This window comes from Paraburkholderia sp. PAMB 6770, assembly GCF_057748135.1.
In genome coordinates this window covers 39,666-61,041 of record NZ_CM173238.1, presented here as the reverse complement: position 1 = coordinate 61,041, position 21,376 = coordinate 39,666, and the positions used below count along the sequence as shown (strand labels likewise).

Here is a 21,376-nt window from a genome sequence, read left to right as displayed (position 1 = left end):
GTTTCCTCTGGCTAATCCGGTGTGGTTCGTGCCGCAGCTTACTGGCAAAGCAACCGCCTTGTCGAGCCTGCGGGCCGCGGCTGCGGCGGCCGGTCAATCCGGCGGCACGACCCGCGGCGTGATAAATACGACCAGTTCGCTGCGCTGGTCGCGGTGCGCGAGATGACGGAAAAGCGCACCCAAAACAGGTATTTTGCCCAGGAGTGGCACCCGAGTCACATCGTCTCGCTCATCGGTTGCATAGATGCCCCCGATCGACACGGTTCCGCCGTTCTCCACCTCGACGCGCGTGTGCACGTGTTTCGTATTGACAGCCGGGCCGGCCGCGGTCTGCTCGCCGACGCTGTCCTTTGCGACGTCGAGGTCCAGAACCACCTGGCCATCCGGCGTAATCTGGGGTTCGACCTCCAGCTTCAGGCTGGCGCGGCGGAACTGAACGCCGGACACGCCCTGGCCGACCTTCGCCTGATAGGGCAACTCGGTACCCTGCTCGACAACCGCCTTCATCCGGTCGGCCGTCACGACCCGCGGACTCGAAATTGTCTGACCATGGCCCTCTGCTTCGAGCGCGCTCAACTCGACGTTCAGCAATCGCGTCGCGCGTGCGGCAAATAGCGTCATACCGGCTGTCGCCGCTTCGAAACCCGACAACGGCCGCGCGGACAGATCATACAGCGAACCGTCGCTGCCGCCGGTGAAGCCGGTGGGCGTGCTGCCGTCGCCCGCCGTCGCGGCAAGCGCCATGCGCGTCCCGAGGTTGCGCGAGAAGCCCTGATCGCCCTCGACGATACGCGCCTCGATCAGCACCTGACGCGACGGCCGGTCGAGCGCCGCCAGCAGATCCGCGATCTGCGCAACGCGTGCATCCAGATCCGTGACGAACAGCAGGTTGGTGCGCGGATCCGCGGTCGCCGCGCCACGCTTCGATAGCACGCGCTGGTTCCCGGAGCCGGCCAGCATTCGACGCACGTCCTCGGCACGCGCGTAGTGCAACTCGAACATGCGGCTTGCAAGCGGTTCGAGGTCCGCCATCCGCGCGTGGGTCTCGAAGCGCTGCCGCTCGCGTGCAGCCAGCTCGGCGAGCGGCGCCACCCAGAGCACGTTGCCGTGCTGCTCCATCGCGAGTCCGTTGACGTCCAGCAGCGTATTGAACGCATTGCGCCACGGCACGCGGTTAAGCCGCAGCGTGACGTTGCCCCGCACACGCTCGCTCGCAACAATGTTCAGCCCGGTGAATTGCGCGAACGCGGCGAGCACCGCGTCAAGGTCCGCGTGCCTGAAGTTCAGCGTAATCGGACGATCGGGCGCGAAGCCGTCGTCGCCGGTGCGCCCTGAGCCGCCCGCGAGGCGCTGCGGCGGCGCGAGCGGTATGGGCGGGCCCTCGAGCGCGGGTGCCCGTGCGTCGTCGCGCGTTGCCGCGGTAGCCGTTGCGGGCGGTGACGGCGTGTCCGTATCCGTCGCATCCGCGGCGGGCTGCGCACCGCCGGCATCGTTGCCGGCTGCGCTCGCGCGCTCTGTCGCGTCGACAGCCGCGGCACGTGACGCATCCGCTGTCGCCTGCCCGTCCGAAGACAGGTCGACCGCGTCCGCGCCGCGGCCGTTATCCGGCAACGGTGTCGCATCGTAGCGCTCAACGCTGTCGTCGACCGGCATGGCGCCCGGTAGCGGCGGCACCATGGCACAAGCGGTTCCCGCCGCAAAGAGCGCGCTGCCGAGCGCCTGTCTGATCCAGCCGGCACACGTCATCGCGCGTCCTCCGCAGGGTCCGCCAGATCGAGCGTGCGCGCACCCAGCGGGTTCTTCAAGGTGATGCCTTGCGCCTCGATCTGCGCGACGACCTCGTCGCCTACCCGCGCGCCGCGCGCGGCGGCGATCGAGCCGTCTCCGGTTTCGAGCAGCGCAAGACCATGCGCGCGATCCTTCAGGACACCGACAAGACGCAGCCGGTCAGGACCCGCGCCGTTCGCTCCGGTCTGGACATCCGGCGCCGCCGAGAACGGATCCTCGGGCTCGGCGTCGACCTCGTCGACCTCGTCGAGCGCGCGTTGTGCGCCCGTGCGACGTGCACGGGCGGCCGGCGCCGGGCCCAGCGCGTCGAAGACGTACAGCGTCGCATTCACCGCGAGCCCCGCCCCTGAACGCTTCACGACGATCTCCTCGGGAACGATGAGAACCGGCAAATCCGCCAGCCCGCCGACAAACGTTCGCAGATGAGCGAAGTCTGTCTGTGCGCCCAGGTGCAGCGTACGCCGCGCATCGAGCCCGGAGCCCCCCGCCGCGCCCGGTGTGAGCGACAGCAACGTGACGCCGCTACGGCTCGCGAGCATCGACACGGCGCCCAGCTCGTCCGCCGCGCTCCATGTGCGCGGCGCGGTCGCCCGACCCGCCGTCGCCGCGCGCTGGCGCAAGCGAGGCAATTGCGCCAGCGCCTCGCGCGCGTGCGCTACGCGCTGCCTCGCACCGTCGAGTGCGATCCGGCTGGCGCCCAATCCGGCGAGGTCCGCGGACATCCACGCGTTCGTCCCGGCGGCGAACACGGCCAGCGCAACCAGGAGCGCCACCGTACGCCGCTCGCGCCTATGCCATTGATCCAGCGGCCGCCGCAGACAGGCGAACGGGTTGCGGCCGCCCGGTTGCGGATACGCAATGCCGGTCGGCCCGAACGAAATCGTGCTCATTGGGGACCTCCATCAGGCCGTGTCGCGCGCGCGGGCATGTGTCCATGCCGGGCGCGCGGCTCGGCAGCCGACGTTTTCTGTACCCTCGCGCGGCGCGCGTCATCCGGCCGCGCCGTGGCCTCCGCTGCTTTCTCCCAGTGCAGCCGCGCGGCAAATTCCATCAACACGGGCCCGCTGGCGAACGGGGTGGTGCCCACCCGCGCAACCGGGTGCAAATCGATCACCTCGGCACGCGCCACGCCGTGCACCGCACTCAGCTGTTTCAGCCAGAGCGCCGGCGCCGCCGATCTGGTTGACGTCGCCAGCAACTCCGTGTCGTGCGCACGCTGCCTGATCTGCTGAAGCACGACGCCCTCCACGGAAACCTGCGCGAGCGAGTCAAGCAGCGCGAGCGCGTGCACGAGCGGCACGGACAGCGCTTCGGCTTGCATATCGCGTTGATGGCGCAACTGCAGCTCGCGCGCGAGCCTTGCATGCTCGGCCAGCGGCGCCTGCATGCCGGCCAGTTCGTGCTCGGCCACGCGGCGCAGCGCGTCGACATGCATCCGCTCGCCAATCTGCCAGCCGGCGAGCGCGAGCACGCCCGCGGCTGCGCCGAGCGCCGCGACCAGCCATCCGGCAACGCAGCGCCGTCGTGCCCGGCGCGCGTCACGCTGCCGGTACGGCAGCAGATTGAATCCGCCCACCCACACGCGCTGCCCGGCGGCGCTCACCCGTATGTTCATCCACGTCATTCGATCAGCCCTCGCAGCGCGAGACCAAAAGCGACCACGCAGGCGGGCTGGTGCAGCAGGTCTTCCGGCAAGCCGTCTGCGGCTTCGCCGAGCGCCCCGCATTCGAACGGCAACACCGTACAGCCCAGCACGTCGCCCAGATCGGCAACCGATACGCCCATGTCGGCCAGTAGCTCCAGTTCGCCGCCGAGCAGCGCGCACGCCGGTGCGTCGTCGCCGGCGAGTGCGCGCAGCGCTTCGGCGCAATCCGCGTGGCCGGGCGCGGGATAACGCATTTCGGCGGCAACCGCGTCCTCGACGATCCGCCAGCCGAACAGGCCCTCTGCCCCGATCCATAGCGCGGCATAACAGCGCGGCTGCCCGAGTTCCTGCGACGCCGCGAGCCGCATCGCCCGCAGCGCCGCATGCGCCTCGCCATCGACGGCGGTCAGCGTGATGCTCGCCGCAGCCGCGCATTCGATCCGTGCTTCGAGATGCTGCCGCGCGGCTGCGGCAATCGTCAGCGACACGTCGTCTCCGCCTCCGCCGTCGACGAACCAGTCGACCGCGAGCGCGTGACGCTCGATGCCGGCCATGCGCTCCGCTTCCCCGTGTACCGCGGCTTCCAGCGCGTTCGGCGAGCCCGCTTCGACTCCGGTCGCGGCAAGGCGCGCGAACGGCACCCGCGACACCAGCGTCGCCGATGCAGGCAACGCCATGGCGCAGCCCGGCGTCTGGCTCGCGAGCGCGCGCGGCAGTCCGGCGAGCAGCGTGCGCAGTGCGCGAATCACGGCATTGCGCTCGACGATTTCAGCGCCCGCCAACACGCCTTCGGCAAGCGGCACGGCGGCCAGATACTCGAGCCGAGGGGGCATGCGTCCACGCGTGCGCTGGCTCAGCACCACGATCCGCACCGCGCGCGGTCCCATGTCGATACCTGCCGCATAACGCCTGACGGCGACCAGCAACGAATTTCCGATTCCCATTCGACCTCCCTTGCGCGCGACCCACCAATACGCCCACGCCCATCGAGCCGGACGCGAACACCTGACGGCGATTGTGCGCAGCGGCGCGAACGCCGGACACTCGTCCGGATGGCCAATCCCGCCGGGGCGGCCCCCCGCACGAACGCAACCGGTTATACAGTGGGTTCACCGGGTGAACGCCACCCGCAAGGAAAGCATCAAGAAAGCAAATTGCAAGGCGAATATAATCGCGGGACTGTTCGTTGGTATTTTCATGCACTCCTCATCCGCCCCTTCCTCCCCCCGAAAGCCGCGGCGCCCGCTCTGGCTCACGCTGGTGCTGACGTGCGCCGGGTTGCTCGCGGCCGGCATCGCGTCGGCGGCGCTCGTTGCCGGCTATGCGCTGATCGTCGCCATTCCGAACCTGCCGTCCCTCGAAGCGCTGACCGACTATCGTCCCAAGGTGCCGTTGCGCATTTACACGGCGGACCACGTGCTGATCGGCGAGTTCGGCGAGGAACGGCGCGACGTCGTGCGCCTGCGGGAGGTGCCCGACAACCTGAAGAACGCAGTGCTCGCCATCGAGGACGCGCGCTTCTACGATCACGGCGGCGTCGACCTGACCGGCATCGTACGCGCGGCTTTCGTCGCGCTGACCAACGGCCATGCCACCCAGGGCGCGAGCACGATCACGATGCAGGTGGCGCGCAACTTCTTCTTGTCGAGCGAAAAAACCTATACGCGCAAGCTCTACGAGATGCTGCTCGCCTACAGGATCGAGCACGCGCTGACGAAAGACCAGATCCTCGAGGTCTACATGAACCAGATCTACCTCGGGGAACGCGCGTATGGGTTTGCCAGTGCGGCGCACGTGTACTTCGGCAAGGACCTGCGCGACCTGACGCTCGCCGAATGCGCGATGCTCGCCGGCCTGCCGAAGGCCCCGTCGGCCTATAACCCGATCGTGAATCCGGCGCGGGCGAAAATCCGTCAGCAGTACATCCTGCAGCGCATGCTGGAGCTGCACGACATTACGCCCGCGCAATACAGCGAGGCGAGCGCGCAGCCGCTCGTGGTCAGGCGCGCAAACCCGACGTTCGGCGTGCATGCGGAATACGTCGCGGAGATGGTGCGGCAGATGATGTACGCGCAATTCCACGAGGAGGCCTATACGATGGGCCTGAACGTGGTCACGACCATCGATTCCGCCGATCAGGCGAGCGCCTACCAGGCATTGCGCAATGGGCTGATGGGCTATGAACGGCGTCACGGCTATCGCGGCCCGGAAGCGTTCGTCGCGCTGCAGCCGGACGCCGGCATGCGCGAGCAGGCGATCGACGAGGCGCTCGTCGCGCATCCCGACAACGGCGAGCTGCGCGCGGCGGTCGTGACGTCGGCCAGCCCGCGGCTCGTCGAGGCGACGCTCGCCGACGGCTCGGTCGCGACGGTGCGCGGCGACGGCCTGAAATTCGCAGCGTTCTCGCTCGGGCCGCGCGCGCAGCCAGGCCAGCGCATCCGGCCCGGTGCGATCGTCCGCGTCGTGAGAGGCAACGACGGCAGCTGGTCGATCACGCAGTTGCCGCAGGCCGAAGGCGCATTTGTCTCACTGGTCCCGCAGGATGGCGCGATCCGCGCGCTCGTCGGCGGCTTCGACTTCAACAAGAACAAGTTCAACCATGTCACCCAGGCGTGGCGTCAGCCGGGGTCGAGCTTCAAACCCTTCATTTATTCCGCGTCGCTCGAAAAGGGACTCGGACCGGCAACGGTCATCAATGACGCGCCGCTCTTCTTCAGCGCGGCGGAAACCGGCGGCCGCCCCTGGGAACCGAAAAACTACGGCGGCGGATTCGACGGCCCGATGACGATGCGCACGGCGCTGCAGAAATCGAAGAATCTCGTGTCGATCCGGATCCTGAACCAGATCGGGCCCAAATACGCGCAGCAATACATCACGCGCTTTGGCTTCGACGCGCAGCGGCACCCCGCCTACCTGCCGATGGCGCTCGGCGCAGGACTCGTGACGCCGCTGCAGATGGCGGTCGGCTATTCCGTCTTCGCAAACGGCGGCTATCGCATCAACCCCTACCTGATCGCGGCCGTCACCGACCAGCGCGGCATCGCGGTTGCGCAGGCGCAGCCGCTCGTCGCGGGTTCCACGGCGCCGCTCGCCATCGATCCGCGCAATGCCTATGTGATGAACAGTCTGCTGCTAAGCGTCGCGCAACACGGCACGGGCGCGCGAAGCAACGTGCTCGGACGCACCGACCTCGCCGGCAAGACCGGCACCACGAACGATTCGCACGACGCGTGGTTCGCCGGTTATCAGCACACGCTCGCGGCGATTGCGTGGATCGGCTACGACGCGCCGCGCAGCCTCGGCGACCGCGAAACCGGCGGCGGACTCGCACTGCCGGTCTGGATCGACTACATGGGCAAGGCGCTCAAAGGCGTGCCCGCCTATCGGCCGCCTGTGCCGGCCGGCGTCGTGACGCTCGCCGACGAGCTCTACTTCGCCAACTTCACGCCAGGCAACGGGTTCGTCGCGACGGTCGGGGTTGCCGGGCCGGCAGCGGATGCCCTGGCGGAAGACCCGGCGTCGGGCGCCGCGCCGCCCGGCCAGGTCGGCGAGCAGGAGAAACAGGACATCATGAATCTGTTCCGCGGCCACTGACCGGCCGCGTGACGGCCATGCGTGAGCGCGTGGCCACGTGGCCGCCGCACGCTCACGGGGCAGCGTTCACGCAGCGAAATGAACCGGTTCGCCGGCCTGTTGCGTCGCGTACTCCGACAGCGCGGCAAAAAACTCGGCGCCCCCGCGCGTGTCCCGCCACGCATCATCCACGTAACGGAAGTGGAAGCCCCCCGCCTTTGCAGCGATCCAGATCTCCTGCATCGGCGGCTGCAGATTGACGATGATCTTCGAGCCGTTCTCGAATTCGAGCGTCAGCACATTGCCGCTGCGCTCGAACTCGATGTCGGCTGCGGTATCGTCGAGCGCGCGCTCCACGGCCGCGAGCACGGCCTCCGCGCGCGTCAGGTATTCGCTATCGGACATGCTAAACTCCAACGATTGTTTACTCAGGGACAGTCATGCGTGCTGTACTTCGGTTGCGCTCTGCCGCGCGTGGCACCCAGGCGCCCCGCGCGATTGTAGCGGCATTGGCCATTCTCGCAGGTTGTGCCGCACTTGGCGGCTGCGGGCAACGCGGCCCGCTCTACATGCCCGTGGTGCCGCCGCTGCCGCCGAAACCCACGTTCGACACGCAAACGCCCGCCGCCGCCGCGCAACCGGATTCGCCTGCCGATACCGCGTCGCCGCTTCAGCTCACGCCGGCCGCGACGCTGCGCAGCGCATCCGGGCCGGCCGCGTCGACCCCGCCGTCCGCTTCGTCCGTTAGCACCTCCGATCAATAAGACTCCGCGCATGACTCGCTCCGCATTCGCCTACGTCGACGGCGTGCTGCACGCCGAAGGCGTGTCCGCCGTCTCGCTCGCCGAACAGTTCGGCACGCCGCTGTACGTCTACTCGCGCGCCGCGCTCACCGCCGCATGGCAAGCCTACGCCGGCGCCTGCGCGGGGCGTCGCGCCACCGTCCACGTCGCGGTCAAGGCCAACAGCAATCTCGCGGTGCTCAACGTGTTCGCGCGGCTCGGTGCGGGCTTCGACATCGTCTCGGGCGGCGAACTCGCGCGCGTGCTCGCCGCCGGCGGAAAAGCAGAAAACGTGGTGTTCTCCGGCGTCGGCAAGAGTGCGGCGGAAATGCGCGAGGCGCTCGAAGCAGGCGTCAAATGCTTCAACGTCGAATCGATCCCGGAGCTCGACCGCCTGAATGCGGTCGCCGCGCGCATCGGCAAGACCGCACCGGTCTCGCTGCGCGTGAACCCGGACGTCGACGCGAAAACACATCCGTACATCTCCACCGGCCTCAAGTCGAACAAGTTCGGTGTCGCATTCGACGACGCACGCGCCACCTATCGCGCGGCGGCGGCAATGTCGCATCTGGATGTCGTCGGCATCGACTGCCATATCGGCTCCCAGATCACCGAGATCGCGCCGTACCTCGACGCGGTCGACAAACTGCTCGAACTCGTCGAACAGATCGAATCGGATGGCACGACGATTCGCCATCTCGATGTCGGCGGTGGTCTCGGCATCACGTACGACGACGAAACGCCGCCCGAAATCGGCGTGTTCGTGCGCACCGTGCTCGATCACATCGAAGCGCGCGGCCACGGTCATCGCGACGTGTATTTCGAGCCGGGGCGCTCGCTCGTCGGCAATGCGGGCGTGCTGCTCACCCGTGTGGAATTTCTCAAGCCGGGCGCGGAGAAAAACTTCGCCATCGTCGACGCCGCCATGAACGATCTGGCCCGCCCCGCGATGTACGAGGCGTATCACGCCATCGAACCGGTCGTGAAGCGCGACGAGCCGGCGCAACGGTACGACGTCGTCGGCCCCGTGTGCGAAAGCGGCGACTGGCTGGGCCGCGCGCGCGCGCTCGCCATCGAGCCAGGCGATCTGCTGGCGGTGCGCTCGGCGGGCGCATACGGCTTCGTGATGAGCTCGAACTACAACACGCGCGCACGCGCCGCGGAAGTGATGGTCGACGGCACCTGCGTGCACGTCGTCCGCGCGCGCGAAGACATCCGCCAGCTGTTTGCGGGCGAATCCGTCCTGCCAGACTGAGCGGGACATCCGCGCCGCCACTTAAAGAAAGGCGATGCCGCCTCGAAGCGGCATCGCCTTTTTGCTGCGCGCGTCGTCATCCGCAGCGGCCGCGCCCCACGCCTAGCGTTTCGTGGCCGATGCGAGCAGCCTGCCGCGCGCCCACACGACAGCACGCCAGCCGAGCAGCGCGACAACGATGGCGCCATAAAGCTTCGGCAGCTGCAGATCGTGCTTGCCCGCCTTCATCCACCAGAAATGCAGGATCGCGAGCGCGGCGATCGCATAGATCGCCCGGTGCACCGTCTGCCATCGGCGTCCGAGCCTGCGCACCATCGCCCGCGGCGACGTGATCGCCAGCACGCTCAACAGCACCCACCCCGCGAATCCGACCATGATGAACGGCCGCTTCGCGATATCCTTCGCGATCGCCACCACGTCGAACCATTCGTCGAACCAGATGTACGAGAAGAAGTGCAGCGTCGCGTAGAAAAACGTAAAGAGACCCAGCATGCGCCGAAAGCGCAGCAGCTCGGCCACGCCGGTCAGGCGCCGCAGCGGCGTGACCGCCAGCGTGATGCACAGGAACACCAGCGTCCAGAGCCCGGTCGAGCGGGTCACGAACTCGGTCGGATTGGCGCTGAGACCATTCGTGAAGCCCAGGAACACGAGCCGCGCGAGCGGATACCAGGCCGCGACGAACACCGCGACCTTCGCCGGCCGAACCCATCGGGCACCCGCCCGCGCCGGCCGGCGCGAAGCGCCTGTGCCGCGCGGCACGCGATCGGCTGCGGTTTGCGTTTCAGAGACCATCGCGTCGCTCCGCTCAGAAGTTCTTGCGCAGGTCCATGCCCTGGTACATCGACGCGACGAAATCGCCGTAGCCGTTGAACATCAATGTCTTGCGCCGCGGCGTGAAAAAGCCGTCCTCGCCGATGCGCCGCTCGGTCGCCTGGCTCCAGCGCGGATGGTCGACGTGCGGGTTCACGTTCGAATAGAAGCCGTATTCGGTCGGCGCATACGTGTTCCAGCTCGTGGGCGGCTGCTTTTCGACGAAGCGGATCTTCACGAGCGTCTTGGCACTCTTGAAGCCGTATTTCCACGGCACGACAATGCGGATCGGCGCGCCGTTCTGGTTGGGCAGCACGACCCCGTAGACGCCAACTGTCAGCAGCGTCAGCGGGTTCATCGCCTCGTCCATTCGCAGCCCCTCGGAATACGGCCAGTTCAGAATCGGGTCTGCCAGGCCCGGCATCTGGGACGGGTCATCGAGCGTGATGAACTGCACGAATTTCGCGTTGCCGGTCGGCTCCGCGCGCCGGATCAGCTCCGACAGCGGAAAGCCGATCCACGGCATCACCATCGACCACGCCTCGACGCAGCGGTGCCGGTACACGCGCTCTTCGAGCGGCGCAAGCCGCACGAGATCGTCGATGTCGTAGACTTTCGGATTCTTCACTTCTCCCTCGACGCTCACGCGCCACGGGTGCGGACGCAACGTGCCCGCATTCTCCGACGGGTCGCTCTTGCCAGTCCCGAACTCGTAGAAATTGTTGTACGTCGTAATGTCCGTGTAAGAGGTCACCTTGTCGGGCACGACGAACTTCGGGTTCGTCCTTGCGGCCAGTTTGCGTCCTTTTGCCTCCGGCGAACTGTATTCGGCGTGCGCCTCGCCGCTCACGCCAACGAGGCCGCCGAGCGCCGCTGCGCCCGCCGCCTGCAGCACGCGCCGCCGGTCCTGATAGAGGTGTGGCGGCGTAATCTCGCCGCCAGGAATGTCGCCGCCCCGCAAGCGCGTCTTTTCGCCTCGCCTGATCCACATGATGCTGCTCCCACGGGCCGCCTGGGCCCCGAAGATAAATCCGTTCGACCGCACATGCCATGTACTGTTCTGGCGAACACGATGGATGCACACGTATTCCGGCTCAAATGAAAAAAACCGCCGGTGCGATGCACCCGGCGGTTATCAGTCGTTCGAGAACGGCGGATCTTACAGCTTGCCGTAACTATGCAGCCCGGAGAGGAACATGTTCACGCCAAGGAACGCAAATGTGGTCACCATCAGCCCGGTGAGGGCCCACCACGCGGCAATCGCGCCGCGCAGCCCCTTCATGAGCCGCATATGCAGCCACGCCGCGTAGTTCAGCCAGACGATCAGCGCCCACGTTTCCTTCGGATCCCAGCTCCAGTAGCCGCCCCATGCCTGCGCGGCCCAGAGCGCGCCGAGGATCGTCGCGATCGTGAAGAATGTGAAACCCACGGCGATCGACTTGTACATCACGTCGTCGAGCACTTCGAGCGGCGGCAGGCGATCGACGAGCATGCCGTTTTCCTTCACGAGATACGCGACGCCCACCATCGCCGACAGCGCGAAGCTGCCGTAGCCGATGAAGTTCGCCGGCACGTGAATCTTCATCCACCAGCTTTGCAGCGCGGGCACGAGCGGCTCGATCTGCTGCGCGTCGCGGGAAATCGAATACCACATCAGGAACCCGACCGCCGCGCTGATCACGAGCAGCACGAACGCGCCGAGCGCGCGCGTGTTGTAGTGCTGTTCGTAGTACAGATAGAACAGCGACGTCACGAGGCAGAACAGCACGAACACTTCGTACAGGTTCGAGATCGGAATATGTCCGACGTCCGCGCCGATCAGGTAGGACTCGTACCAGCGCACCATCATGCCGACGAAGCCCATCAGCACCGCGGCCCACGTCATCTTCGAGCCGATCGCCGCGCCCGACGGCGAACGCGCGATCAGGCCGACCCAATAGAAGAAGGTGGCCAGCACGAGCAGCGCGCTCATCCACAGGATGGCGGACTGGCTCGACAGGAAGTATTTGAGGAAGAACGCGCTGTCCGCGCGCGCAAGGTCGCCCTGGTACACGTGGATCGCGAACAGCGACAGCACCGCGATGCCGGCCATCAGCAGCCGCACCGGCTTCCAGCGCCAGCCGAGCGTGACGAACGCGGCGGTCGCGCCGACCAGCACGACCTTGTTGTAGTAGTTCATGTACGCGTGGTAGCGGCTGAGCGCGAAACCCGCTCCCGCGACCATCGCCAGCGCGAACAGCCAGTCGAACACGCCGAGGCGCTTCAGGAACGGACGCTGGTCGAACAGCGCCGGCTCTTCCTTCGACTGGACGGGCAGCACATTGCCGCGCGAAGGGGACGGGGTAACCTGAGTCAAGTCCATGATCTTAGCGGGTCGTATCCTGTGAGCCGGTGGACGGCGGACCGGCGTGACCCGGTGCGTCGCCTGCGTCGGCGGGTTTGACACCCAGCGCGGCGCCCACGGCGTCGCGCGTCTGCACGAACTCCTTGTCGAAGTCGAGCGTCTTGCGCGCGCTCGACATTGCCATCACGACATTCGTGCCGCCTTCGGTGTCTTTGATCCAGAACCAGAGACGCCGTTCGCGCACGAAGAACATCGAGAAGATGCCCAACACGAGAAGCAGGCTGCCAAGATACACGACTTTTTTGCCCGGCGCGCGCGTCAACTGAAATACCGAAGCCTGGACCTGCCTGAATGAGTCGAGTTGTAAATAGACAGGAGATCCATACAAAAAGCTGTCGGACATCGCGTTGATCGCCCCCTGAACGAACAGGCTATTGTCGGCATTGACCGTCGCGTCGGGCTCGCCCGCCTGCTCGCGGGTCAGTTGCCACAAGTCCCACGTGACGCCCTCGAGCATGCGCAGCAGCAGGCTGGCGGCCTTCTCCTGCTGGGCCCGCGGCACCGAGCGGTCGATGAACGCCGCAATCGCCTGAAAGCCGCCCACGGCCTGACCGTTCTGCAAGGTGCCCAGACTGGGGTCCGCGCCCGCAAAGAGGGTCAACACGCGCAATGCGCTCTCTTCGAGGTGCTGCTGCAACGCCGGGCTCGAAGCGGGCACCGTGCGCAGCGCGAAGCGGTGCGCGGCGGCCGCGCGCAGCGCAGGGTTCGCGAGCGAGGCGCGCAGGTTCATCCACTGGTTGACCGTGCCATGCGCGTCGACCGGAATGCGCAGATAACGGAACGGCTCGTCGGGGCTCGTGCGCATCCCGGCGAGAAACACCTTTTCGCCGCCGATGTCGACCGGCAGCATGTAGTTGTTGTACTCGCGTGCCTGGCCATCCTTGTCACGCACCTTGTATTGCACCGACGGGCCGACGTTGTGCAGGTCGAGCGGCTTCGACGACTTCGCGCCCGAGCCGAGCCGCTCGTCGAACGCCTGCTCCAGCGAATGATGCGCGACCCCGCGCACATCGGTCGCGCCGCTGCCGTTCGAGATGTTTTCGACGTTGATCGCGCGAAAATCGGCGAACTCGATCGTCTGTCCGTCCGCGCCCGGCACCGCATGCCCGAGCGGCGCCGAGTTGCCGATCGTGCCGCCGAACGGGCTGCTCTTCGCGCTGTCGCCGCTCATCGGATAGGCGGTCATCTTCAGTTGCGAGCCGCCGTCCTGGAAGCTCGACTGATAGATCGACACGCCGTCGTATTCGAACGGCTTGTTCACTTCGACGCGCGCCGGAATGCGCGCGCCGGTCTTGTGATCGATCACGACGATGTCGCTCGCGAACAGCTTCGGCATGCCGGTCGAGTAGTACTCGACAATGAATTTGTTCAGCTGGATCGAAAACGGCAGATCCTGGATCAACGAGCCGTTCGGCTGGTTCAGGATCGCGGTCGACACGTGGTCGCCCTCCGGCACCCACGCATAGCCGCGAAAGGTCGGGTTCGACTGCGACAGCCGGTGTTCGGGCCCGATCTGGCCGATCACGGTGTTCGTGGCGATCGGCGTCTTGTTGAACAGCCACATCTGCAGGCGAATCGGCAGATTGCTGTCGAGCAGCCCGCCAATGCAGATGACGACGATCGCAACGTGCGCCGAAATGTAGCCGAGCTTCGTGAGCGCGCCGCGCTTTGCGGCGATCAGCGTCGCGCCGTCGGACTCGCGCGTGACGAACCGGTAGCCGAGCCGGCCCGACAGCGCGGCAAGCGCGCCCGACGCCTGCGCGCGCGAGCCGCGCACGACGAACTCGCCCTTGTGATGAAACGCGCGCAGGCTCGATTCGCGGACCTTGTCCTTCCAGCTCTTCATGTCAGCAATCATCTTCGGCGCGTTGCGCGTCACGCACAACGACACCGACACCATCAGAAAGCCGAGGATCAGCATGAACCACCAGCTGCTATAAACGGTGTAGAGGCTGAGCGAGCGGAAGATGTCGGCCCAGAACGGGCCGAACTGGTTGACGTAGTTCGGATAGGGATCGTCTTGCGTGAGGACCGTGCCGATGATGCTGGCGATCGCGAGCACGACCAGCAGCGCGATGGCGAACCGCATAGAACTCAGCAATTCGATCGCCCGTTGCCGGGGCCGCTGGTCCGACGTGACTTCGATTTCAGACGTGGTGACGCTCATTCACACTCCAACTCAACAGCAAAAAGGGTGGAAGGCCGCGTGTCGCGCGACGCCGCCACCCTTTTCTTGTTCTGGCCAGCCCAGCGGGGCATGGACGCTTCAACGCCAGCTTTCTCAATGCAAGCCGGCGATGTAGTCGGCAACCGCCTTGATTTCAGCATCCGACATGCGCGACGCGATGGTGTGCATCGCCTCGCTGTTGTTGCGCGCGCCCGGACCTTGAGCAAACGCGGTCAGCTGCGCGACGGTGTATTCCGCCCACTGCCCCGACAGGCGCGGGTATTGCACGGGAATACCCTGGCCGTTCGGACCGTGGCAGCCGGCGCACGCCGGTACGGCCTTGGCGGCGATGCCCGCGCGATAAATGGTCTGGCCGAGCGGGACCGTGGCCTTGTCATGCGCGTAGCCGGGCTTGGGTGTCTGCGCGGCAAAATACGCGGCAACGTTGATCATATCCTGATTGGAAAGCGCCGATGCTATGCCAGCCATAATTGCATTATTACGTGCAGGCTGCTTTTCGCCGGGCTGGGTTCTGAAGTCCATCAGCTGTTTGACGAGATATCCGGCATGCTGCCCGGCCAGCTTCGGATAGGCGCCGCCGGCACTGTTGCCGTCCGCCCCGTGACACGCCGCGCAAACCTGCGTGGCGATGGCCTGTCCCCGGTTGATGTCCGGCTTTGCCGGATCTGCCGCTTGCGCCTGAACTGCCAAAACTGAGAAACCTGCCGCCACCTGAAGCATCGTCAAAGCTTTGCACAGTCGGTTCATTCGCACACCCTATTTCGTCTTGTGGGAATTAGAGGTTCGGCAAAACGACGACCCGTTTACCCCGGAAGCGTGCGCGCAAACGCCCCCGGCTTTCGGTAAACCATCATACTGTACAATAACTCGCTAATTGCTCAGGCGCCAGTCGGGCTAGCCCCGCCCATCCCAGGGCTTCTCCGCGTCCCTCCTCGTGTCCCATGCCCTTCCTGCTCCATCAGTCGCACTTTTTCACCACCGTCAATCACCTGCGTGATCTGCCGGGCACCCCGCAACCGGAAGTCGCGTTTGCCGGCCGCTCGAACGCGGGTAAATCGACGGCGATCAACGTCCTTTGCAACCAGAAACGCCTCGCGTTCGCCAGCAAAACGCCGGGCCGCACGCAGCACATCAATTACTTCTCGGTCGGCCCCGTCGACGAACCGGCCGGCTACCTCGTGGATTTGCCGGGCTACGGCTATGCGGAAGTTCCGGGGGCCGCGAAAGCGCACTGGGAGGCGCTGCTGTCGCGCTACCTGCAGTCGCGCTCGCAACTGCGCGGCATGGTCCTGATGATGGATGCGCGCCGGCCGCTCACCGAACTCGACCGGCTGATGATCGAGTGGTTTGCGCCCACCGGCAAACCGATCCACACCTTGCTGACCAAATGTGACAAATTGACGCGTCAGGAAAGCGTCAATGCATTGCGCGACGCACGCAAAGGGCTCGCCGAGTATCGGGATGCCGGCTACCAGGGCGAGCTGACCGCGCAGCTCTTTTCGGCGCTCAAGCGCACGGGTCTCGACGAAGCCCACGCGCTGATCGAGGGCTGGATCCGGCCTGCAGAGACCCACCCATCCAACGACGCCGAGCCCTGATGCCGATGCGCGCCGACGCGGGGACGCGCGGCCCGCGCACCGTCCGCTTCGCGCAGGCATAAAAAAGCCCGCCGCAACAGACGGCGGGCCAAACAGCCTAATCGAAAAACGACAGGCACCCGCTCAGGGAGGAGAAGCGGGGAGGTCAGCGCTGGGCGCCTTGCTCGATCGGTATGATATACCATTGTCCCGAAAAGAGTTTTCGACAGGAGGGGACGCGCATTTCAGCCATGTCTTTTGCCATCCCGTCACCGCTACGATATCTGCCATGAGCTTCTACCCGCACCACCGTCCGCGCCGCATGCGGCGTGACGACTTCTCGCGCCGCCTGATGCGCGAAACCGTCCTCACTGCCAACGACCTGATCTATCCCGTATTCGTCGTCGAAGGCACGCACGAACGGCAGGCCGTGCCGTCGATGCCCGGCGTCGAGCGCGTCTCGGTCGATCTGCTGATGGGTGTCGCCGAGCAGTGCGTCGAGCTCGGCGTGCCGGTGCTGTCGCTGTTTCCCGCGATCGAGCCGTCACTGAAAACGCCCGACGGCCGCGAGGCGGCCAACCCGGCCGGCTTGATTCCGCGCGCGGTACGCGAATTAAAGAAGCGCTTCCCCGAACTGGGCGTGCTCACCGACGTGGCGCTCGACCCCTACACGAGCCACGGTCAGGATGGCGTGCTCGACGAAGCGGGCTACGTGATCAACGACGAGACGGTCGAGATTCTCGTGGAGCAGGCGCGCGCGCAGGCCGAGGCGGGCGTCGACATTGTCGCGCCGTCGGACATGATGGACGGCCGCATCGGCGCGATCCGCGAAATGCTCGAGAGCGAAGGCCATATCCATACGCGGATCATGGCGTACTCCGCAAAGTTCGCGTCGGCATTCTACGGCCCGTTCCGCGACGCGGTGGGCTCGGCTGCGAACCTGGGCAAGAGCAACAAGATGACCTACCAGATGGACCCGGCGAATACCGACGAAGCGCTGCGCGAAGTGCGCGCCGACATCGACGAAGGCGCCGACATGGTGATGGTCAAACCGGGCATGCCGTACCTCGACATCGTCCGGCGCGTGAAGGACGAATTCCGCTTTCCGACCTACGTGTACCAGGTGAGCGGCGAATACGCGATGATCAAGGCCGCCGCGCAAAACGGCTGGCTCGATCACGACAAGGTAATGATGGAAGCGCTGCTCGCGTTCAAACGGGCGGGCGCGGACGGCGTGCTGACCTATTTCGCGCTCGACGCCGCACGTATCCTGCGCGCGCAAAAGTAGCCGCGCCGATGGCCGGATGCGGCGGTAACGCGCGCACCTCCGGCCCAAGGGAACGGGCGGAGGTGATGAAGCCTCCGCTTTTGCCCGGCCCCGGTTTATGTGCTTGGCGCGTTGCCGAGCCGCTCGAGACGGCGCAGGAATGTATCGGCCGACTCGTACCCGACGACACGCAGCACTTCGTTGCCGTGCTGATCGAAAAAGATGATTCCGGGCGGGCCGAACAGGCCGAATCGCTTCAGCAGCGCCTGATCGTCTGGCGTGTTGGCGGTCACGTCCGCGCGCAGCAGGCGCAACTGCGCGAGACGCGCCTGTACGCGCGGGTCGCTGAACGTCAGCTTCTCCATCTCCTTGCAGCTGACGCACCAGTCCGCATAGAAATCCAGCATGGCGGGGCGCGCGGCGTCGGCAACGGCCTGGTCGAGTTGCGCGGAGGAATTGACCGGCGCAAATTTAAGCGCGTCGTCCTGGGCAGCGTCCGGCGCAGTGCCTGAACTGGCTGTTTCCATGGCGCCCCCCCGCGCGGCGAGCACGGCAAGCGGCTTGAGCGGATCCGTCGATCCGGCTGCGAGCCCCACCAGCAGGGCAGCCGCCCAGATGCCCAGCGCCATGCCGAGGCCGCGCCGCACACGTGGCCACAACGCGCTGCCGGCAGCCGGCGAGAACAGTCCGAGCGCCGCTGCCGCGACGAGCAGCCACAGCGCGACCAGGACCATCCGCGCGACCGCGCCAAGCACCGGCCAGACAATCCAGAGCGCGGCCGCGAGCAGCACCACGCCGAAGAACACCTTCACGCTGTCCATCCACGCACCGGCGCGCGGCAACAGCGTCCCCGCTCCGAGCCCGATGATCAGCAGCGGCACACCAAGCCCGATGCCCATTGAAAAGAGCGCCGCGCCACCGAGCACCGCGTTGCCGGTATGCGCGATAAATGCCAGCACGGCGAATAGCGGCGCGGTCATGCAGGCGCCCACCACGAGCGCCGATAGCGCCCCCATGAGGGCAACAGCAACGAATTTGCCGCCGGCACGGCCTTGCGACGCGCGCGACGCGCCGTCCTGCCAACGCTGCGGCAGCGCGATGTCGTAGCCGGCGATCAGCGCGACCGCAAAGCCGGTCAGCAGAAGCGCGAACGCGCCTAGCACCCACGGGTTTTGCAGCCACGCACCGAGGCTCTGGCCGACCAGTGCGGCGGCAATCCCGAGGACCGTATAGACGAGCGCCATGCCGATCACATAGGAGAGCGACAGCGCGAATCCGCGCGCACGGGTCACGCGCGCGCCCTCTCCGATGATGATGGCCGACAGGATCGGGATCATCGGGTACGAGCAAGGCAGCAGGCTCAGCACGGCGCCGGCGACGAAGAACAGACCGATGATCGCCAGGAAGCTGCCGCCCTGGAGCAGCGATTGAGCGTAGTCCGCGCTGGTCGCGCGTTCGTACCACGACGACGTCCCGGCGGCCTGGGGCGCGGCGCCCGAACCCGCCGGCTCAAGCGCGGCCCCGGCTACGTGATAGACATGTTCCATCGGCGGGTAGCAGATGCCCGCGTCCGCGCATCCTTGCGACGTCACGACAAGGTCGAATGGCCCTGTGGCCTGATCGACAGGGATCCGGATCGTCAGCGCATTGCGGTAAGTCTCGACATTCTTGCCGAACGTCTGATCGAACTTGATATGCCCGGGCGGCAATTGCGGGGCGCCGAGCGTCGCCGTTCCGTCGCGGGTCGCGAACGCGAAACGCTCGCGGTACAGGTAATAACCGTCCGCAATCTGGAAATGAACCAGCACCGACCCCGGTTGCTCGTTGGCGCTGAACCGGAACGCCACTGAGGGGTCGAGAAAATCGTCTGCCGCCTGGGCAACTCCCGCGCCTAACAAGGCCAGCAGGGTCGCGAAGCAGAGAATCAGGGCATGCAGTACACCGCACTGCCGCCGTTGCAAACCGTTAAACATGGATCGGGCGTTGAGTTTCGGCGACGACCCACTGACCGTAAGACGCAGCGGCCGTCGCTTGCCATGACAGAATTTCAGGGGTCTCGTACGGGTGCTGCTGCTGAATGAACTGTTCGAGTTCCGCGGCACGCGCGACGCTGGTTTTGAACAACAACTGGATCTCTTCTCCGGACTCGACGCTGCCCTGCCAGTGATAACTGGAATGCACGCTTGCCTGTTCGCTCACGCAGGCCGCAAGGCGCGCGTCGAGCGCCCCCGCCGCGAGTGCGCGAGCCGTATCCCGGTCGGGGACGGTGGTCAGCATCAGCGTCACGATCACGCTCACAAGCGGCTCCGGCGAAGACAACATAGATCTCCCGCTATCGTATCACCCGCGCCGAGCCGCCGCTGACACCGGGCGTACGCGCCGTCCGCGAGTCCGTCCGCCCCCGCGAATCACCGGGATGCGCCGCAAACACCGGAACGGCTGCACAAAAACAAAAAAGCCAGGCATAAGCCTGGCCTTTCAGCGGCAGCGGAACGCTTATTCCGCTTCCTGCACGTCCGCCGTTTCCTCGACTTCCGGACGGTCCAGCAGTTCGACCAGCGCCATCGGCGCGTTGTCGCCCACGCGGAAGCCGAACTTCAGGATGCGCAGGTAGCCGCCCGGGCGGTTCGCGAAACGCGGACCCAGAACGTCGAACAGCTTCGTGACCGAATCGCGGTCGCGCAGGCGATTGAACGCGAGACGGCGGTTCGCGAGCGACGGCTTCTTGCCGAGCGTGATCAGCGGCTCGACGACCTTGCGGAGTTCTTTCGCCTTCGGGAGCGTGGTCTTGATGACTTCGTGCTCGATCAGCGAGTTGGACATGTTACGGAGCATTGCCAGACGGTGGCTGCTCGTGCGGTTCAGTTTCCGCAGACCATGACGGTGACGCATTTCAGTTCCTTCGATTCAAAGTTTTAATCCAGCTCTTCTATCGCACTGATGCAGGGATGCGCCTGCGAGTGCACGGGCCGGTAGCGAAAAATGCCAAGACGCGGATTTTACGGGAAAGTCCGCGTCCTGGCCACGGGATACGGCGGCAGCGCGCAGCGCGCGCCTGTCGCCGAACGGCGCAATTACTTGTCGAGACCTGCCGGCGGCCAGTTCTCGAGCTTCATGCCGAGCGTCAGGCCACGCGAAGCCAGAACTTCCTTGATTTCGTTCAGCGACTTGCGGCCGAGGTTCGGTGTCTTCAGCAGCTCGTTTTCGGTACGCTGGATCAGATCGCCGATGTAGTAGATGTTCTCGGCCTTCAGGCAGTTCGCGGAACGCACCGTCAGTTCGAGATCGTCCACCGGACGCAGCAGGATCGGATCGATCTGCGGGGCGCGCGACGGCGCTTCCGCAGCGGCTTCCGTGCCTTCCAGCGCGGCGAATACCGACAGCTGGTCGACGAGGATGCGCGCCGACTGGCGAATCGCTTCTTCAGGCGAGATCACGCCGTTCGTCTCGATGTTCATGACGAGCTTGTCGAGGTCGGTGCGCTGTTCGACACGCGCGCTTTCGACGGCGTAGCTCACGCGGCGAACCGGCGAGAACGACGCATCCAGCACGATACGGCCGATGATCTTGGCCGTTTCCTCGCCATACCGGCGCACGTTGCCCGGCACATAGCCGCGGCCCTTTTCGACCTTGATCTGCACGTCGAGCTTGCCGCCTTTCGACAGATGCGCGATCACGTGATCCGGATTGATCACTTCGCAATCGTGCGCGAGCTCGATGTCACCGGCGGTGACGACGCCTTCACCTTCCTTGCGCAGCGTAACCGTCACTTCGTCACGGTTATGCAGCTTGAACACGACGCCCTTCAGATTCAGCAGCAGGTTGACCACATCCTCTTGCACACCGTCGAGCGTCGAATACTCGTGCACGACACCTGCGATCGTCACTTCGGTCGGCGCGTAGCCCACCATCGACGACAGCAGGACGCGCCGGAGCGCATTGCCCAAGGTGTGGCCATAACCGCGTTCAAACGGCTCCATGACCACTTTCGCGTGGCTCTCGCCAAGCGACTCAACTGCGATGATCTTGGGCTTCAACAAACTCGTTTGCATAGGTTTTCCTTTTCAATACCCTCGGCTCGTTACAC

19 protein-coding genes are annotated in these 21,376 nt (G+C 65.8%); 5 read left to right on the top strand and 14 right to left on the bottom strand.

Features of this window, described 5'->3' with window-relative positions:
- Positions 1-93: 93 nt before the first annotated feature.
- From AC3AP7_RS00345 to pilM, 4 genes are read right to left on the bottom strand one after another with little or no spacing between them, the layout of a single operon-like run.
- On the bottom strand, positions 94-1,746 hold the full coding sequence (locus tag AC3AP7_RS00345; protein ID WP_475766736.1) for a type IV pilus secretin PilQ: 1,653 nt from the start codon (positions 1,744-1,746) through the stop codon (positions 94-96).
- A complete protein-coding gene (locus AC3AP7_RS00340) occupies positions 1,743-2,678 on the bottom strand; it encodes a hypothetical protein (RefSeq protein ID WP_487362659.1) in 936 nt (311 codons plus the stop codon). Before AC3AP7_RS00340 ends, AC3AP7_RS00345 begins: the two co-directional genes overlap by 4 nt.
- The gene (locus tag AC3AP7_RS00335; protein ID WP_487362658.1) at positions 2,675-3,412 is read right to left on the bottom strand and encodes a fimbrial assembly protein; all 738 of its coding nucleotides are present in this window, start codon (positions 3,410-3,412) and stop codon (positions 2,675-2,677) included. Before AC3AP7_RS00335 ends, AC3AP7_RS00340 begins: the two co-directional genes overlap by 4 nt.
- Positions 3,409-4,377, bottom strand: coding sequence for a pilus assembly protein PilM (gene pilM, locus AC3AP7_RS00330; protein ID WP_475766742.1), 969 nt, complete (start codon positions 4,375-4,377; stop codon positions 3,409-3,411). Before pilM ends, AC3AP7_RS00335 begins: the two co-directional genes overlap by 4 nt.
- A gap of 253 nt (positions 4,378-4,630) precedes the next feature.
- Between pilM and AC3AP7_RS00325 the strand changes: the two genes are divergently transcribed.
- Positions 4,631-7,027 carry a penicillin-binding protein 1A gene (locus AC3AP7_RS00325; RefSeq protein WP_475767868.1) on the top strand — a complete coding sequence of 799 codons (2,397 nt, stop codon included), beginning with the start codon at positions 4,631-4,633 and terminating at the stop codon, positions 7,025-7,027.
- Between the two features lie 66 nt (positions 7,028-7,093).
- Here AC3AP7_RS00325 and cyaY read toward each other — a convergent pair whose 3' ends face one another.
- Positions 7,094-7,411 (bottom strand): iron donor protein CyaY, encoded by a 318-nt coding sequence (cyaY, locus tag AC3AP7_RS00320; protein WP_475766745.1) that lies wholly within the window; start codon positions 7,409-7,411, stop codon positions 7,094-7,096.
- Positions 7,412-7,515: 104 nt separating this feature from the next.
- Here cyaY and lptM point away from each other — a divergent pair, with 104 nt between their 5' ends.
- Positions 7,516-7,770, top strand: coding sequence for an LPS translocon maturation chaperone LptM (lptM, locus tag AC3AP7_RS00315; protein WP_475766747.1), 255 nt, complete (start codon positions 7,516-7,518; stop codon positions 7,768-7,770).
- Positions 7,771-7,780: 10 nt separating this feature from the next.
- Positions 7,781-9,043, top strand: a complete 1,263-nt coding sequence (lysA, locus tag AC3AP7_RS00310; RefSeq protein WP_475766749.1) for a diaminopimelate decarboxylase — start codon at positions 7,781-7,783, stop codon at positions 9,041-9,043.
- Positions 9,044-9,145: 102 nt separating this feature from the next.
- Here the strand turns inward: lysA and msrQ are convergent, their stop codons facing one another.
- The 5 genes from msrQ to AC3AP7_RS00285 form a co-directional block, all read right to left on the bottom strand.
- On the bottom strand, positions 9,146-9,835 hold the full coding sequence (gene msrQ / locus AC3AP7_RS00305; protein ID WP_475766751.1) for a protein-methionine-sulfoxide reductase heme-binding subunit MsrQ: 690 nt from the start codon (positions 9,833-9,835) through the stop codon (positions 9,146-9,148).
- A gap of 13 nt (positions 9,836-9,848) precedes the next feature.
- Positions 9,849-10,844, bottom strand: a complete 996-nt coding sequence (gene msrP, locus AC3AP7_RS00300; protein WP_475766753.1) for a protein-methionine-sulfoxide reductase catalytic subunit MsrP — start codon at positions 10,842-10,844, stop codon at positions 9,849-9,851.
- A gap of 168 nt (positions 10,845-11,012) precedes the next feature.
- Positions 11,013-12,215: a c-type cytochrome biogenesis protein CcsB gene (gene ccsB / locus AC3AP7_RS00295; RefSeq protein ID WP_475766755.1), complete on the bottom strand. Its 1,203-nt coding sequence runs from the start codon at positions 12,213-12,215 to the stop codon at positions 11,013-11,015.
- 4 nt (positions 12,216-12,219) lie between these two features.
- A complete protein-coding gene (locus AC3AP7_RS00290; protein WP_475766757.1) occupies positions 12,220-14,424 on the bottom strand; it encodes a cytochrome c biogenesis protein ResB in 2,205 nt (734 codons plus the stop codon).
- A 114-nt stretch (positions 14,425-14,538) separates the two neighbouring features.
- Positions 14,539-15,192 carry a c-type cytochrome gene (locus AC3AP7_RS00285; protein WP_475766759.1) on the bottom strand — a complete coding sequence of 218 codons (654 nt, stop codon included), beginning with the start codon at positions 15,190-15,192 and terminating at the stop codon, positions 14,539-14,541.
- Between the two features lie 194 nt (positions 15,193-15,386).
- Here AC3AP7_RS00285 and yihA point away from each other — a divergent pair, with 194 nt between their 5' ends.
- A complete protein-coding gene (gene yihA, locus AC3AP7_RS00280; protein WP_475766762.1) occupies positions 15,387-16,043 on the top strand; it encodes a ribosome biogenesis GTP-binding protein YihA/YsxC in 657 nt (218 codons plus the stop codon).
- Positions 16,044-16,311: 268 nt separating this feature from the next.
- Positions 16,312-17,310, top strand: coding sequence for a porphobilinogen synthase (gene hemB / locus AC3AP7_RS00275; protein WP_475766764.1), 999 nt, complete (start codon positions 16,312-16,314; stop codon positions 17,308-17,310).
- 95 nt (positions 17,311-17,405) lie between these two features.
- Here hemB and dsbD read toward each other — a convergent pair whose 3' ends face one another.
- From dsbD to AC3AP7_RS00255, 4 genes are all read right to left on the bottom strand, one after another.
- Positions 17,406-19,262, bottom strand: coding sequence for a protein-disulfide reductase DsbD (dsbD, locus tag AC3AP7_RS00270; RefSeq protein WP_475767870.1), 1,857 nt, complete (start codon positions 19,260-19,262; stop codon positions 17,406-17,408).
- Positions 19,255-19,611 (bottom strand): divalent-cation tolerance protein CutA, encoded by a 357-nt coding sequence (gene cutA, locus AC3AP7_RS00265; protein ID WP_487362657.1) that lies wholly within the window; start codon positions 19,609-19,611, stop codon positions 19,255-19,257. Before cutA ends, dsbD begins: the two co-directional genes overlap by 8 nt.
- A 174-nt stretch (positions 19,612-19,785) precedes the next feature.
- Positions 19,786-20,181, bottom strand: coding sequence for a 50S ribosomal protein L17 (gene rplQ / locus AC3AP7_RS00260; protein WP_475766766.1), 396 nt, complete (start codon positions 20,179-20,181; stop codon positions 19,786-19,788).
- Positions 20,182-20,363: 182 nt separating this feature from the next.
- Complete coding sequence (locus tag AC3AP7_RS00255) at positions 20,364-21,341, bottom strand: DNA-directed RNA polymerase subunit alpha (RefSeq protein WP_207005406.1); 978 nt, start codon at positions 21,339-21,341, stop codon at positions 20,364-20,366.
- Positions 21,342-21,376: the final 35 nt, after the last annotated feature.

Bases quoted from the DNA above. Each gene is read 5' to 3' on its own strand.
- AC3AP7_RS00345 (WP_475766736.1), bottom strand. From the start codon at position 1,746: ATGACGTGTGCCGGCTGGATCAGACAGGCGCTCGGCAGCGCGCTCTTT.
- AC3AP7_RS00340 (WP_487362659.1), bottom strand. From the start codon at position 2,678: ATGAGCACGATTTCGTTCGGGCCGACCGGCATTGCGTATCCGCAACCG.
- AC3AP7_RS00335 (WP_487362658.1), bottom strand. From the start codon at position 3,412: ATGACGTGGATGAACATACGGGTGAGCGCCGCCGGGCAGCGCGTGTGG.
- pilM (WP_475766742.1), bottom strand. From the start codon at position 4,377: ATGGGAATCGGAAATTCGTTGCTGGTCGCCGTCAGGCGTTATGCGGCA.
- AC3AP7_RS00325 (WP_475767868.1), top strand. From the start codon at position 4,631: ATGCACTCCTCATCCGCCCCTTCCTCCCCCCGAAAGCCGCGGCGCCCG.
- cyaY (WP_475766745.1), bottom strand. From the start codon at position 7,411: ATGTCCGATAGCGAATACCTGACGCGCGCGGAGGCCGTGCTCGCGGCC.
- lysA (WP_475766749.1), top strand. From the start codon at position 7,781: ATGACTCGCTCCGCATTCGCCTACGTCGACGGCGTGCTGCACGCCGAA.
- msrQ (WP_475766751.1), bottom strand. From the start codon at position 9,835: ATGGTCTCTGAAACGCAAACCGCAGCCGATCGCGTGCCGCGCGGCACA.
- msrP (WP_475766753.1), bottom strand. From the start codon at position 10,844: ATGTGGATCAGGCGAGGCGAAAAGACGCGCTTGCGGGGCGGCGACATT.
- ccsB (WP_475766755.1), bottom strand. From the start codon at position 12,215: ATGGACTTGACTCAGGTTACCCCGTCCCCTTCGCGCGGCAATGTGCTG.
- AC3AP7_RS00290 (WP_475766757.1), bottom strand. From the start codon at position 14,424: ATGAGCGTCACCACGTCTGAAATCGAAGTCACGTCGGACCAGCGGCCC.
- AC3AP7_RS00285 (WP_475766759.1), bottom strand. From the start codon at position 15,192: ATGAACCGACTGTGCAAAGCTTTGACGATGCTTCAGGTGGCGGCAGGT.
- yihA (WP_475766762.1), top strand. From the start codon at position 15,387: ATGCCCTTCCTGCTCCATCAGTCGCACTTTTTCACCACCGTCAATCAC.
- hemB (WP_475766764.1), top strand. From the start codon at position 16,312: ATGAGCTTCTACCCGCACCACCGTCCGCGCCGCATGCGGCGTGACGAC.
- dsbD (WP_475767870.1), bottom strand. From the start codon at position 19,262: ATGTTTAACGGTTTGCAACGGCGGCAGTGCGGTGTACTGCATGCCCTG.
- cutA (WP_487362657.1), bottom strand. From the start codon at position 19,611: ATGTTGTCTTCGCCGGAGCCGCTTGTGAGCGTGATCGTGACGCTGATG.
- rplQ (WP_475766766.1), bottom strand. From the start codon at position 20,181: ATGCGTCACCGTCATGGTCTGCGGAAACTGAACCGCACGAGCAGCCAC.
- AC3AP7_RS00255 (WP_207005406.1), bottom strand. From the start codon at position 21,341: ATGCAAACGAGTTTGTTGAAGCCCAAGATCATCGCAGTTGAGTCGCTT.